16 protein-coding genes are annotated in these 15,045 nt (G+C 32.0%); 5 read left to right on the forward strand and 11 right to left on the reverse strand.

The window, feature by feature from the left end; all coding sequences use genetic code 11:
* Positions 1-139: 139 nt before the first annotated feature.
* A complete protein-coding gene (locus tag VDP25_RS10180) occupies positions 140-466 on the reverse strand; it encodes a patatin-like phospholipase family protein (protein WP_334469406.1) in 327 nt (108 codons plus the stop codon).
* 117 nt (positions 467-583) lie between these two features.
* Between VDP25_RS10180 and VDP25_RS10185 the strand changes: the two genes are divergently transcribed.
* From VDP25_RS10185 to VDP25_RS10195, 3 genes are read left to right on the forward strand one after another with little or no spacing between them, the layout of a single operon-like run.
* Positions 584-1,366: an MlaE family ABC transporter permease gene (locus VDP25_RS10185; protein ID WP_215924974.1), complete on the forward strand. Its 783-nt coding sequence runs from the start codon at positions 584-586 to the stop codon at positions 1,364-1,366.
* A complete protein-coding gene (locus VDP25_RS10190) occupies positions 1,363-2,124 on the forward strand; it encodes an ABC transporter ATP-binding protein (RefSeq protein ID WP_215924973.1) in 762 nt (253 codons plus the stop codon). Before VDP25_RS10185 ends, VDP25_RS10190 begins: the two co-directional genes overlap by 4 nt.
* Positions 2,125-2,162: 38 nt before the next feature.
* A complete protein-coding gene (locus tag VDP25_RS10195; RefSeq protein WP_334469410.1) occupies positions 2,163-3,152 on the forward strand; it encodes an MlaD family protein in 990 nt (329 codons plus the stop codon).
* A 77-nt stretch (positions 3,153-3,229) separates the two neighbouring features.
* Here the strand turns inward: VDP25_RS10195 and VDP25_RS10200 are convergent, their stop codons facing one another.
* From VDP25_RS10200 to VDP25_RS10245, 10 genes are all read right to left on the reverse strand, one after another.
* Entirely contained in the window at positions 3,230-4,114 is an 885-nt protein-coding gene (locus VDP25_RS10200) for an RsiV family protein (protein WP_334469412.1), read from the reverse strand.
* A gap of 212 nt (positions 4,115-4,326) precedes the next feature.
* Positions 4,327-6,294, reverse strand: a complete 1,968-nt coding sequence (locus tag VDP25_RS10205) for a heavy metal translocating P-type ATPase (RefSeq protein WP_334469415.1) — start codon at positions 6,292-6,294, stop codon at positions 4,327-4,329.
* Between the two features lie 118 nt (positions 6,295-6,412).
* On the reverse strand, positions 6,413-7,336 hold the full coding sequence (locus VDP25_RS10210) for a mechanosensitive ion channel family protein (RefSeq protein WP_334469417.1): 924 nt from the start codon (positions 7,334-7,336) through the stop codon (positions 6,413-6,415).
* Positions 7,337-7,345: 9 nt separating this feature from the next.
* On the reverse strand, positions 7,346-7,642 hold the full coding sequence (locus tag VDP25_RS10215; protein WP_334469419.1) for a chaperone modulator CbpM: 297 nt from the start codon (positions 7,640-7,642) through the stop codon (positions 7,346-7,348).
* 1 nt (position 7,643) lies between these two features.
* On the reverse strand, positions 7,644-8,528 hold the full coding sequence (locus VDP25_RS10220; protein ID WP_215924967.1) for a DnaJ C-terminal domain-containing protein: 885 nt from the start codon (positions 8,526-8,528) through the stop codon (positions 7,644-7,646).
* Positions 8,528-8,740, reverse strand: coding sequence for a hypothetical protein (locus VDP25_RS10225; protein WP_215924966.1), 213 nt, complete (start codon positions 8,738-8,740; stop codon positions 8,528-8,530). The genes VDP25_RS10220 and VDP25_RS10225 overlap by 1 nt, the downstream gene beginning before the upstream one ends.
* Before the next feature lie 82 nt (positions 8,741-8,822).
* Positions 8,823-9,497 (reverse strand): ABC transporter ATP-binding protein, encoded by a 675-nt coding sequence (locus tag VDP25_RS10230; RefSeq protein WP_334469424.1) that lies wholly within the window; start codon positions 9,495-9,497, stop codon positions 8,823-8,825.
* A gap of 1 nt (position 9,498) precedes the next feature.
* On the reverse strand, positions 9,499-10,761 hold the full coding sequence (locus VDP25_RS10235) for an ABC transporter permease (RefSeq protein WP_334469426.1): 1,263 nt from the start codon (positions 10,759-10,761) through the stop codon (positions 9,499-9,501).
* The gene (locus VDP25_RS10240; protein WP_334469428.1) at positions 10,758-11,867 is read right to left on the reverse strand and encodes an efflux RND transporter periplasmic adaptor subunit; all 1,110 of its coding nucleotides are present in this window, start codon (positions 11,865-11,867) and stop codon (positions 10,758-10,760) included. The genes VDP25_RS10235 and VDP25_RS10240 overlap by 4 nt, the downstream gene beginning before the upstream one ends.
* A gap of 40 nt (positions 11,868-11,907) precedes the next feature.
* Complete coding sequence (locus VDP25_RS10245; RefSeq protein WP_334469430.1) at positions 11,908-12,318, reverse strand: hypothetical protein; 411 nt, start codon at positions 12,316-12,318, stop codon at positions 11,908-11,910.
* 106 nt (positions 12,319-12,424) lie between these two features.
* Between VDP25_RS10245 and VDP25_RS10250 the strand changes: the two genes are divergently transcribed.
* Positions 12,425-13,930, forward strand: a complete 1,506-nt coding sequence (locus VDP25_RS10250; RefSeq protein ID WP_334469432.1) for a sensor histidine kinase — start codon at positions 12,425-12,427, stop codon at positions 13,928-13,930.
* Positions 13,927-14,979, forward strand: a complete 1,053-nt coding sequence (locus tag VDP25_RS10255; protein ID WP_334469434.1) for a response regulator — start codon at positions 13,927-13,929, stop codon at positions 14,977-14,979. The genes VDP25_RS10250 and VDP25_RS10255 overlap by 4 nt, the downstream gene beginning before the upstream one ends.
* Positions 14,980-15,045: the final 66 nt, after the last annotated feature.

Below are 15,045 nucleotides of genomic sequence, written 5' to 3' on the forward strand. Positions count from 1 at the left end.
ATAGAGATGCATGACTTCTCCATTCTTGGTATGCCTAATTAAATCAAAATGATCTATTAAAAATTCAGGAAGAATAAGTTTCAGTAGTTCTAGATAATTGTCCAAAAGTCTTTTTTTTTACAAAAATCAGAATCTTTTTTTAATCATCACACACAACTTTTAGCAATGACCCATTAAAATTATCGTCTTTTAAAAGACTATTAAATTGAGGATAAAATTTTTCAGCATCTATAAAACCAGGTTTGCCAAGGGCATATTTTTTAATATCCAACAACTGAAAGGTTTTAAAGAATTTTAAAATGATTTTCCAATCATATCCATAAGCATATAAGGCTCCAACAATGGCACCTATACTTGCACCAGAAATATGGGTTGGAAAGATGCCGTGTTCCTCTAAAGCCTTAATAACACCAATATGTGCAGCTCCTCTCATACCACCTCCTGATAATACTAAGCCAATATTCATAATCTATGGTGTATTGATTGTTAAAGTTAAGAGGAATACCTTGTTTATAAAATGATTTATATCATTTCGTAAAATCCACTATTACAATACATTTGGTTATATACTATTAAATAAAAAATGTCTGGTATTTCTAAAATTAAAGATCGATTGCAGGTGTTCTTAATTGAGCTAGGTGATATATCGTATTTTACGGGACGTTTTTTTAAAGAAGTATTTAAGCGACCTTTTGAAATAAAAGAGTTGTTACGGCAATGTTATAACATGGGCAATCGTTCATTGCTATTAGTTGGTATAACTTGTTTTATTATTGGTTTGGTATTGGATTTACAGACGCGTCCTACATTAATGGAATTTGGCGCTGTATCTTGGATGCCATCTATGGTTAGTATTTCTATAGTTAGAGAAATTGGGCCAATTATAACCGCTTTAGTTTGTGCAGGTAGAATAGGCTCTAGTATTGGTGCAGAATTGGGGTCTATGCGTGTTACAGAACAGATAGATGCTATGGAGGTTTCGGGGACAAACCCGTTTAAATACCTTGTTGTTACGCGAGTATTGGCGGTTACTTTGATGCTTCCATTATTAGTAATCATTGGAGATGCTATTGCGCTGTTTGGTTCTTTTTTAGTTGAAAACCTTAAAGGCAACGTGTCGTTTACACTTTATTTTAATCAAGTTTTTGATTCTATTGAATTTGGAGACATTATTCCTGCTACAATTAAATCTTTCTTTTTTGGTTTAGCCATCGGAATTGTGGGATGCTATAAAGGCTATTATTGCGCCAAAGGTACTGAAGGTGTTGGTAAAGCGGCCAATTCTGCAGTTGTGGTTAGTTCATTATTGTTATTTGTCATTGATTTTATTGCCGTTTTTGTAACAGATATTTTTTATGATTTATGAAAGGAGATAGAAATATATCACATCCAGACATTGTGCTTCAAATTAAGGACCTATACAAAAGCTTTGGAGATAACCATGTGCTAAATGGCTTTAATATGAAACTTTATAAAGGTGAAAACTTAGTCATTATGGGAAAGTCTGGTTCAGGAAAATCTGTAATGATAAAATGTTTGGTGGGTTTAATGCAAGCCGATAGTGGTTTAATTTCAGTTATGGGTAAAGATATTACGACGTTAACTCAAGAGGCTTTAGATATTTTAAGAGCTGATATTGGATTTTTGTTTCAAGGTAGTGCGCTGTATGATTCTATGACTGTTCGTGAAAATTTAGAATTTCCTCTAAGACGTCATTCTAAAAAAAAGCACAAAGATTCAAATACCGAAGCACTTGTTTTGGAAGCTTTAACCAACGTTGGTTTAGCTCATGCTATAGATTTAATGCCTTCGGAATTATCTGGTGGTATGAAACGTCGTGTGGCTTTAGCGAGAACTTTAATTCTTCAACCCAAAATCATTCTTTATGATGAACCTACTAGTGGATTAGATCCTATTACTGCAAAAGAAATTATCATTCTTATGCAAGACGTTCAGAAAAAATATAACACCTCGTCACTTATTATAACGCATGATGTAGATTGTGCTCGCGTTATTTCAGATCGTATGTTGTTGCTTATTGATGGTATTGATTATGCTGTTGGTACATATACAGCTTTATCAACGTCTGAAGACCCAAAAATTAAAGCTTTTTTTAAACATTAATATGCCTTTCATTTAAAGGAAGACACAAATTATATACAATGAAAAAAACAAACTCACAAAAACTACGATTGGGATCTTTTGTCCTCATAGGTACCATTCTTTTTATAGCAGGTGTGTATTTAATTGGGCAACGTCAAGATATGTTTAAAAAGACCTTTACATTGAGTTCTTATTTTCAGAATGTCAACGGTCTTCAAAAAGGAAATAATGTACGCTATTCTGGTATTGATATTGGGACGGTAAAAAATATTGTAATGATTAATGATTCTACAATAAAAGTAGAAATGTCTATCGAGGAAAAGATTCTTTCGCATATTAAAAAAAATGCGATTGCTACTATTGGATCAGACGGATTAGTTGGAAATATGATTGTGAATATCGTTCCAGGAAAAGGAGCGTCAGAAATTATAGAAAATGAAGACATTATAGTATCTTACAGTAGAATTGGAACGGATGATATTTTAAATACTCTTAACACAAGCTCTGAAAATGCAGCTATACTGACTTCAGATTTATTGAAAATTACAAACAGAATTACAACAGGAAAAGGCACCATAGGTGTGCTTATCAATGATACCGTTATGGCACAAGATTTAAAACAATCTATTCATAATTTAAAAATAGCAAGTCGTGGTGCTTCTCATACTATTGCAGAGTTAAATAGTATTGTTTCTTCGGTAAAAACAGAAGATAATACCATTTTAGGAATGTTGTTGAATGATTCTATTTCAGCTGGAAAATTGAAAACAGTTGTAACTAATCTTGAGATATCAAGTGCAGAAATTGAGACGCTGTTAAACAATGCCAATGCCGTTGTAAGTGATTTTAATTCTAGTAATGGAGCTTATAATTATATGGTAAAGGATACCTCGTTGGTTAATAGCTTAAAATCTACGCTTAAAAATATAAACGAAGGCACTGATAAATTCAATCAAAATATGGAAGCCTTAAAACACAACTTTTTAACTCGTGGTTATTTTAGAAAATTAGAACGACAAGAGAAAAAAGAAGTTAAAACGAAAGAATGATTGTATGTTATAATAGCTATAATTGTTTTGGCTTCCCAATACCGTTTTTAGTAGAGCGTAATTCTATAACGTATAAATTAAAAGACTAACGGATTAGACTCGTATTTTTTTAAAACCGATAGCAAATCTGTTAAAGGAAGTTCTATGGAATACGTACCAGTATAGGATGGGCATATGACACAATCATCAAAATAAAATTCTATATATGTATCATTGAGTACAAAGTTGTTTTTACTCGTAAAAAAATCATCCGAAGAAACTTCCCAACAGTCGTAATACATTTCTCCTTTACCAATTTGACTGTTTATACTTTCATTTATAATACTTACTAATTCTTCTTCTGACCCTTGATTAAAAAAGTCTTCATAAGTCATAAAAGTCCCTCTGTTTAAGTCAAAATTAAAACAATCAAAAGAAAAGCTAGGATGCATTGCTCCGTTATAAAAATTCTCTTTGTAAAACAATACGCTTACAAGTTGGTCATTTACATTATAAATTTTGTAATCTATAAAGCGTTCTTCCCTAAAAGTTTTTGCTGTAATACTATCGCATAATAATTTATTCTCTAAGATATCCGATTCTGTTTGGGTGATATTAATGTAATAATCATTAATAAATTCATTGAAATTACTGTTCGTGGGTTTATAAGATTCGTTGAGCAATGGGTATTTAAAATTGATGGTGTAATCTTTTTTATCGACGAGATATTTTTTATCAATAATCAATTCTTCTAGCTCTTCACTTTCGTCTTTTTTTTCAATGAATTGTTTTTGCTTTAATTCAATAGTAATAGATTTATTTAAAGATTCAATATCTAAGTCCTTTATTTTTATAGTATCCTTCACTATTGGATTTGTATCTTCTATAAGATTATGATCAATGTTGCTTTCTTCTCGCTTTTCATTTTTACAAGTTAAAAAGATTAGAAATAATAATACTATATATAAATATTTTACATTCATGGTTTTACAAATTGGTTGCATTTTAATTTACCTGTAATCTCATCTGTTTTTATTTAGAAACCAACAGGGAAATTTATCTGGATTTTTGTGATGAAGCTAATTTATTCAGAATGTTTGCTTTAGACTATGATATTGGTCAGTTCTACTAAAAATCAAATGAGTTGATCTCTTTCTTTGTTTAAAGGTCAATTGTAATTTTAATAAAATAGCAATTAATTCACTTTGTAGCGAAGCAGTCGTAAAGCATTTAAAACCACTACAATGGTTGAGCCTTCATGAAAAGCAACAGCTACACCTATATTTGTTAACCCTAAAATGGTTACTGGAACCAGCAGCATTACAACACCAAGACTTATAAAAATGTTCTGTTTTATAATACGTTTAGACGCTCTACTCAAACCAATAACAAAAGGTAAATTTTCAATTTTATCTGACATTAAAGCGACATCGGCTGTTTCTAAAGCAACATCACTCCCTGCGGCTCCCATGGCAATACTAACGGTGCTCAATGCCATTGCAGGAGCGTCATTTACACCATCTCCAACCATGGCTATTTTTTTGTCGCGTTTGATTAATTGTTTTATAGCTGAAACTTTATCTTCTGGTAGTAAGTTCCCTTTGGCTTCCGTAAGTCCAATTTGTTTGGCAATGGCATCTCCAACATTTTGATGGTCACCTGTGAGCATAATCATGTGTTTAATGCCAATTTCTTTTAAACGTAATAGAGTAGAGGTAGCCGTTTTTCGAGGTAAATCCATAACACTAATTAGTCCAACAATTTCATTATTAAAAGCCACTAGCATTACGGTGTGTCCATTTTGTAAAAGTTGATCCATTTTAGAGTGGATAGAATCATTCACTTTTATGTCTGAGTCTTCCATCAGTTTTACATTTCCGATGAATGCTTTTTTGCTCTCATAATTTGCTTGAATACCTTTTCCTTGAATGGCGTTAATATTTGAGGCTTTATTATCGAAATCAATAGTGTATTTTAGCTTTAAATCATTTGCTATGGCTTTTGCTAGTGGATGATTACTTAAACTTTCGATTTCAAACACCAGCTTAGCCAAGGTCTTTTCATCAATATTCTTTAACGGAATTAGATTTGTAAGTTTAGGTTTTCCTTCTGTGAGTGTACCAGTTTTATCAAAAGCTATTGTTGTGATTTCTCCTAAATCTTCTAAGGCTTTTCCACCTTTAATAAGTACTCCTTTTTGTGCTGCTCTTGCAATACCACTTAAAACAGCACTTGGTGTAGAAATTGCCAAGGCGCAAGGGCTAGCAGCAACTAATACTGTTATAGCTCTATATAAACTAGTATCAAAACTTTCGTCTATAACCAAGAATGCAAAACACAATAGAAATACAACGATAATAACAATGGGTACATACCATTTTTCGAATTTTTTGGTGAGCCTCTGGGTTGGTGATTTTTGAGCTTCCACTTCGCTTACCATTTTTACCAATCGTGATACTGTGGAGTCTTTTGTTAGTTTGAGTACTAAAATCTCAATGCTGCTATCTCCATTAATGGTGCCTGCAAAGACGACATGAGTTTTGTCAATATCTTTAAACTCTGGTAAATTTGTAGTGTTTTTAATAAAGGTTTTGTCTACAGGTATGCTTTCTCCTGTTATTGGTGCCTGATTAATGCTTGTACTACCATTTATAATAACACCATCAGCAGCAATTTTAGTATTAGGTTTTACTACAATAACATCATTAATTTTTAAAGCTTCTATTGCTATTTCTTTAAGTTGCCCGTTTTTTTTAACCAGTGCTGTTTTGGGAGAAAGATGGCCTAAAGCTTCAATTGATTTTTTAGCTTTATTCATGGCGTAATGCTCTAAAGCGTGGCCCAAGCTAAATAGAAATAAAAGCAAGGCGCCTTCTGCCCAACTACCAATATAGGCCGCACCAACAGCTGCAGCAATCATTAAAAAATCAATATCAAATTCGCCTTTAGGAATTTTTTTAGATGCTTCAATAGAGATAAAGAAACCTCCAAAAAAGTAGGAAATTATGTAGCTTAATAAAGACATCCAATCTGCTAAACCTGTTAATTGTTCAATTAAAAAACCTATGCTTAGAAAAATTCCACACAAAAAGGCAAAATAGAGCTCTGTCTTTTTACCTAAAATTTGATGATGAGAGTGTGCTTCTTGTTCTTTATTTGCCATTGAGAATGAAATGATCTTAATTCAAAATTATTAAAAGTACTAATTTATATTGTGCGCCTATGTAAAGATTAAACTGTTAGAAGTGTATTAGCCTATAAATCGAAATGACCGTTATATGCTATTGTGTCTTTTTAGCTTCTTCTGATTGTACCTTTTGTTCAGGAATTTTAATAAGTTCTATGGTCGTTGATGCTAATACTACCTTGCCGTTGGTTGTTTCAAAAGCTTTACGAATATTATCGTGAAGAAGGTGTCTTGTCAATCGTCTTTTTTTGTAATCTACAATATATCTTAAATTAAACTCTACCCAATTATCAGTAAGTCTAATAGCGAGTGTTGGTCCAACTTCGGCATCTTCAATATAATATTTATTTACTACCGCTTCCCATTGGGATTTAGATGCTTTAGTGTATTCTGAAAGGGTTTCTGAAGCAATTTTCAACACAATAGTTTTGGCAAGTTCCATATCAGAACCATAACGAATTGGCAAGTTGAATTGATCCCAGATAAAAGGAAAATCTTGCGAATAGTTATAGATTGGTCCTTTAAAAACGAAGGCATTACTCAGTTTTACAATTCGTCCACTATAATTGTCACTTTCTACCCATTGGCCTATCTCCATCATGGTGGTATAAATGCTATCTACATCAATAACATCTCCTTTAATACCATTGATTTCAATTCGATCTCCCGGTTTATAAACTTTTACTAAAAAGATATAAATAGAACCCGCTATACTTAAAATTAATTCTTGTAATGTAAATGCCAAACCCGCTGTAAATAAGCCTATGATGATTGTAAAATCTTTTATAGATCCAGAAAAATAAGTTATGGCTAAAAAGATTAACAACACATAGCCTAAAATTTCTATGCCTTTTTGGGATTTATAGCGAATTGCAGTATTAGAAATGCGCTTTTTTAAATAACGTCTTATTAGCTGAATGGCCAATAAAATAACTATTAAAATGGCAATAAACCTAATCACATTCCAACTAAATGGATTGGAGTTTAACCATTCTTTTATGTATTCTATAGACGTCATAGTAGAGGATTAAAAACCTTCATAAACGCTCAATTTGTTTTTTAAAACACGTACTTCTTCTTGTAGTTGTTCTACTTGTTTTAGTAAATTATAAATGGCATCAATCCCTTCAAAATTAATGTCTAAATCATAATGCATTCGCATCATTTTTTCAATAGCATTAAGCTGATTTGTCTGTAAATAATCTTGATTGTCGGTAATAGTGATTTCTATTAATTCGTATTCTTGTAAAGCATTAATAAACTTTATAGGCACATTGTAATGCGTGCAAAACTGTTGTATTGATATAAGTTGTGTTGTGTCCATATTATCGCAATTTTGAGAGTTCTGTAAAAAGTTCTTTTTCTTTTGCTGAAAGATTTTCAGGTAACTTTAAGTTGTAAGTAACATACAAATCTCCATATTGACCTTCTTTTTTGTATTTAGGAAACCCTTTGCCTTTTAACTTTACTTTAGTGCCGTTTTGGGTTTCTGGTTTTACCTTAAGTTTTACTTTACCATCAAAGGTATTCACCATAATTTCGCCACCTAAAAGGGCTTTGTATAAGTCTAAATCTACAGCAATGTATAGGTTGTTTCCATCCCTTCTAAATGGGGAATTATTAACCACTGAAAACTCAATATACAAATCGCCATTTGGACCACCATTCATTCCTTTTCCGCCATGTCCTTTTATTTTAATGACTTGTCCATTTTCTACACCAGCAGGAATGGTAATTCGTATGTTTTTGTTATTTACGGTTAATGTGCGTTTGTGTGTGGTGTAAACATCTTTTAGGTCTAGTTGTAGTTGCGCATTAAAATCTTGACCTCTAAATTTTACTTGTCTTCCACCGCTTCCAGAAGCTCTACCACCAAACATGTTACCAAAAAAATCTGAGAAATCTTCTTCAGAATAACCTCCTTGAGTGCTTTGTGAGCTTCGTTGATACTGCTCTTGCTGTTTTGCTTTTTCGTATTCTTCAGCATGTTGCCAATGTTCTCCATATTCATCGTATTTTTTACGATTTTCAGCATTGCTTAATACTTCGTTAGCTTCGTTAATCTCCTTAAATTTTTGCTCAGCGTCCTTATCATTTGGATTGAGGTCTGGATGGTATTTACGTGCCAACTTACGATAAGCTTTTTTAATATCGTTTTCTGTGGCACTCTTTGAAATACCAAGTATTTTATAATAATCTATAAATGCCATTACTGTTTATTATGAGTTTTACTGTATTGTTTTAATATTTGTTTTAAACTTTCGAGATAATCTTCCATAATCTTTATAGTCATATCGGGATGAATTTTGGTAGGAATAGTCATCGGATTTTCATCTAACGTAGCATATAATTCAGGGTAATTCACTTCTATGCTTGTTGTTAAGGTGATGATTTGGTTTTCTATGTCTTGAATTGTTTTCATAGCATTTGATTAAAACTTGATTATAAAGTTAGTTACAAATACGCTTATTACAAATGATTTATATCATAAATATGAGGTGAAGCTAAGGGAGTATTTTTCCATCTCCCATTTGAATAATTCTATCGGTTTTATTTGCAAAATCTTCATCATGAGTTACTATTAAAAGTGATAAACCTTGCTCAACACTCAATTGTTTAAAAATATTAAACACATTTTCGGCATTATGACTGTCTAAGTTTCCTGTAGGTTCATCTCCCATAATTATAGAAGGATCGTTTATAAGCGCACGTGCAATAGCTACACGTTGTTTTTCGCCACCAGAAACGCGAGAAGCTTTTTTATGAGCTAAATGCTCAATATTTAAGATTTTAAGCTTTTGCATGGCATTGTGCTCAATTTCTTGAAGCGATTTTTCTGCTAATTTCTTGGCTGGCAACATTACGTTTTCTAATACTGAAAATTCTGAAAGTAAATAATGAAACTGAAAGACAAAACCAATATGCTTGTTACGTAAATAGGATAAATGCGTACTATCTTGACCTGTTATAAGTTTGTTTTTGAGATACAGTTCGCCTTCATAATCGGTATCCATGGTAGATAAAATGTAAAGTAATGTCGATTTTCCACAGCCCGATTTCCCCATGATGGATGCAAATTCCCCTTTTTTAATTTGAAAACTAATATCCTTTAACACGTGAAACTTCACAGGTTTTTTAAAATATTTATTGATATGTTTAGCTTCTAAAACAATACTCATATTACTGTCCTCTTATAATTTTTACTGGATCTATTTTTTTGGCTTTCTTAGATGGCAAATAGCCAGCAAGAAAAGTGGAAACCATTGCAAACGAAAACCCAATGATAAAGTACAACGGATCTTTATTTATAGGATATGTTTCTACGGTTGGTAAGGCTTCAGTTTTAAAGGGAATTGTATCGATAAGACTCGTTAATCCAAAACCAATAATTAAACCCAAAATACCTCCAACAAAACCAATGATCATGGCTTGACTCATAAATATAAATTGAACATCCTTCCCTGAAAACCCTATAGCTTTAAGAATAGCAATGTCATTCATCTTTTCATAAATAAGCATATTTAAAATGTTGTAGATACCAAATCCAGCAACGATTAAAAGCGTTATAGATACCGCGTATGTAATTAAATTTCTAATCGTGGTTCCGGTTTCAAACTGTGCATTTGCCGTTTTTATATCAATAGCTTTAAGCTGAAATTGTTGTTCTATTTTTTTTGCTAATGGTATCGCTGTTTCTATGTCATTTAGTTTTACATTAATGTCTGTGATATAGTTATTAGCTTCTCCTAAAATGCGTTGTACTGTTTTAATAGAAGTAAAACTTTGAATAGCATCTAAATCGGCAACACCACTTTGATAAAATCCTACAATCTTTAAATGGAATATGCCTCCGTTTATTGGACTTACCTGAATACGATCACCAACTTTTAAGGCCATTTTTTTTGCAATGCCAATACCCAATAAAATCCCATTATCAGTGTTTTGCAAGGCTTCAGCAGAACCTTCTACAATATAATCACCTATATTAAAATACTTGGCTTCTTCTATTGGGTTAATGCCTGTGAGATTTCCACTAAGTTCTATCGAGCCTGCGATATAGAAAATTTGAGCTTTTACCTGTGGAAGCGCACCTAATACCTTATCATCGTTTTCTAAATAATTAATAATAGGTAAGGCGTTATGTATTTTTTTCTGACTTAATTTGGGTTTGATGGAATGAACAACGTTAAAACTATTTTTAAAATCATCATATAATGAAATGGGTTGGTTTTCGGTTGGTTCAATTTCGTTGTAAATATGAATATGTGGTGTTTGATTTAGAATTAAATCGTCTAACATGGTATTTAAACCTGTCATAAAACAGACTAAAGTAATATAAGAACCAATACCAAAAGTAACACCTAATGCAGCAATAGATGTTTGTTTCAGTTTTGTGAGCAAATGCGTTTTTGCAATACTTAATATAATACTCCAATTGGTCATTCTGTTGGTTTGTAGATATAGGTGTCTTTAGTGAGGCCTGAAAGTATTTCTATAGCATCCATATTTTGCACACCTGTTTTTACAGTTACGATACCTTCGTCTGTTTTTACTTTGTTATGATCTATTAAATAAGCTTTAGGAATGGTTAATACGTTTTCTTTTTTAGCAATGATAATATTAGCTTCACCAGAAAGACCAGGATACAAAACTTCTGGCGGATTTATAAATATAGCTTCAACCGTAAAAGTTTGATTTCGTTCATCTTTTTTGGGGTAAATTTTAGAAATTTGAGCTTTAAAAACGGTATTTGCATAAGCTTCTAAAACAAGTAATACGTCTTGAGATTTGTTTATTCTAACAATATCTACTTCATCTACCAACAGATTAATTACAAAACGATTAGCACTTCCAATTGCAGCTAATGGTTCCATGCTTGTTACAATTTCACCAGGTTCTTTTAGTAGCGCGTAAACTTTGCCGTTTATTTTACTGGTAACCATAAAGTCATTTGTAGCAATGGCTGCTGTATTAAAGTTGTTTTGAGCTTGGTTTACAGCTGTTTGTAGTTCGTTTTTAGTTCTGTCGTATTTGTTTTTTAGAAGCTTTAATTGATTTGCAGCTAGTTCATAATTAAGCTTTTTAGTGTCGTATTGCAGCTTAGAACCTATATGCTGTTCCCATAGCTTTTTTTGTCTAAAATAATTCACAGAATCATTTTTAAATTTAAGCTTAGCTGCCTCAATTTCATCGTTTATACTACTCAAAATAGCGGCACTACCATTGTAGTTTTCTTTAGCGAGTTCTAAGGCAAACCTCGCATTTTCACTATTTAGTTTAGGTGTACTATTTATGATTTGAAATAAGGGAGAACCTTTAGTTACTACGTCTCCTTCTTTTACTAAAACGTCATCTAAAATTCCAGAAACCACAGCGTACACATTATAGAGACTATCTGGTTGAATTGTAGCGGAAGCATAAACAGATTCGGACAATGATTGTTCGGCAGGTAAGGTTTTATCTTGTTTTTCTGAACAAGATAACGAGAGTAATAGAACACTGATAAAAAAATATACTTTCATGTCTAATAGGCTAGTATAGCTTGTCATGTGCTATGTTCATTTTATTGGTCGCAGTAATGGCGCCGTTTTAAGGTATTTTTAATTCTATATCTAGTTTTGCTAACAGTGCTAATTCTGACTTGTTTATGCCAGAAAAGGCATAAGCAATAGTAGATGCTGTTTTTAACGTTAAACGTCTAATGTCTGGAGTAAAAAGATGATTTTGGCTCTTTTTGTAAGCGATAAAGTCTTTGAAACAGGCTTCTGCGTTGAGTTCTTCTTTTTCATTTAACCAGTCAAAAACAATTTCTATTTGGTAAGCGGCATCTGTACCAAAAGTATCTTCAAGCTCATCAATATCTAACCATTGTGTTTTTACAAGGTTCTTTAATTTATCAAATTCTATAGGTCTTACATTGCCATCTGATGCTGCAATGGCATAAAACAGTTTACCGAGGTTTTGATAAAATGCTAATGTCATTTTCTTTTTAGTTGCCATGTTTTAAGGTTTTTAGAATAAATCAAATTTAGAGCTAGTATTCGTTTTAAAGAATGATATAAATCAGTTATCTTTAGATGCTTTATCAACCTAATATTTGAAGTATATGTTTCAACAAGATCAAGATATATCTAGAGTGCTTTTAGACGCTGTTTCCGAGGGGGTTATAGTGGTTGATGAACATCAAAATATAGTTGAAACTAATGATTCTGCAAACCAAATGTTTGGTTATGCTAAAGGGGAACTCATAAAACAGCCCTTAAACGTTTTAATCCCTCAAAATTATCATGCTGGTCATGGAGCTCATTTTAATGGTTTTATGAAGCATAAAGAGCGCAGGCAAATGGGGCATGGACGCGATCTTTTTGGCGCTCGAAAAGATGGAAGTGTTTTTCCTGTAGAAGCAGGACTAAACCCGTTTACCATATATGGAAAAGACTATGTTATGGCTTTGGTGATAGATATTAGTGAGCGTAAGTACATGGAGCAAGAACGAAACCATTTGGCAAGTATTTTCCAGGAATCACTAAATGAAATTTATGTATTTAGCACTCAAGACTTAAAATTTATAAACGTTAATTATGGGGCACAGAAAAACATTGGTTATAGTTTAGACGAACTAACCAATATGACACCTCTTGATATAAAACCAAAATTTAAAGAATCGGAATTTAGAGAAAAATTAGATTTACTTAATAATACCAAAGTCGAAAAGATTGAATTTGAAACGGTTCATAAACGAAAGTCAGGAAGTACATACCCTGTAAATGTACATTTGCAGCGTTCAAAATTAGGAGATAAAGATGTGTTTTTGGCTATTATTTTGGATATAACTGAACAAAAAAATTATACTAAAAATTTAGAAAAAACAGTTGCCGTACGTACAGAAGAACTTAAAATGGCTTTAGCTGCAGAAAAAGAATTAAATGAATTAAAAACAAAATTTTTATCCATGGTATCACATGAATTTAAAACACCTTTAAGTGGTATTTTAACTTCTACGATGTTATTGAAAAAATATAAATTAACTGAGCAGCAAGAAAAACGAGAAAAACACATTAATACTATTACAGATAAAGTTCAATATCTCAATACCATTTTAAACGATTTTCTTTCTGTAGAAAAACTAGAAAAAGGTAAAGTTAATTATAAATTTACCACGTTTAAATTGAGTAAAGTCTTAAACGAGGTCATTTATAATGCCAATATGTTATTAAAAGATGGTCAGAAAATTAACTATCCAGAGAATATAGATGATATTTCTTTATATCAGGATGAAAAAATTTTAGAACTATCTCTATCTAATTTAATTTATAACGCTATTAAGTATTCCTCTGAAAATACCATTATTGATATCAATATTTCTCAAAATGAAACGACTACCATTTTTAAAGTAACGGATAATGGTATTGGTATTCCTGAGAAAGATCAAAAAAACATATTCAATCGCTACTTTAGAGCAGAAAATGCATTACTCATGCAAGGCACAGGTATTGGATTAAATATTGTAAAAGACCATTTAGAAAACTTAAATGGTAGTATCGCATTTGAAAGCGAAGAACACAAAGGCTCAACGTTTACCATAAAACTTCCCAATAAAGCACAAGAATGAAAACAGTATTATTAATAGAAGACGATACCGTATTAAGAGAAAATACAGCAGAATTATTAGAGCTTTCTAACTATGAGGTAATTACAGCTGCCAACGGGCAAATAGGCCTAGAAGTCGCAAGAAATCAAACCCCAGATATTATAATATGTGATATAATGATGCCTATTCTCGATGGATATGGTGTATTAGAAGGCCTATCAAAACATGATAACACCAAGTTTATACCATTTATATTTTTATCTGCTAAGACCGAACGTGGTGATGTAAGAAAAGGCATGAATTTAGGTGCCGATGATTATATTACAAAACCTTTTTCTGAAGATGAAATTTTAAGTGCTATAGAGAGTAGGATTGCTAAAGCTGCTATATTGAAGGATGAACGAGAATCTGCTAATAACACTAGTGATACCAATGAAGATGAATTAAGAACCTTAAATGATTTAAAAAACTTCTTTGATGATAATGGGAAGATTTTTAACTACAGCAAAAATGATATCATTTACAAAGAAGGACATAATTCTAATTATATTTATTTAGTGACTAAAGGTATTGTAAGGTGTTATAAATTTGATGAAAAAGGAAAGGAGCTTACTACAGCACTTTATAAAGAAGACGATCTTTTTGGTTATACGTCATTCACAGATAATATTCCTTATAGAGAAACAGCAATAGCTTTGAAAGATGTAGAAATGGTAGGTGTTTCTAAAGCCCAGTTAAAAGAGGTATTGGATAAAAACCACAAGCTAACTTTAGAAGTTATTCAGTTATTAACCGATGACATTACAGGTGTTAAAGACCAATTATTACAAATGGCTTACAGTTCTGTACAAAGAAAAACGGCTTTAACCATCTTAAGGTTTGCAGAAAAGATAAATTCAAAACCAGAAGATCCTATTAAAATTTCCCGTAACGATTTGGCAAGTGTTGCCGGTATTGCCACAGAGACCTTGATAAGAACCATGTCTCATTTTAAAAAGCAAGGACTCATAGAAATGGAAGGTAGAAACATAAAGGTCTTAGACCTTCAGAAATTGCAAGACATCCACTAATCTTTTTTCGTGTTTATCTAACATGACCAATATCATATTATAAAAGTGTACATCGCTTTAAATTTG

Source organism: Winogradskyella sp. ECml5-4 (assembly GCF_036903175.1).
GTDB lineage: Bacteria > Bacteroidota > Bacteroidia > Flavobacteriales > Flavobacteriaceae > Winogradskyella > Winogradskyella damuponensis.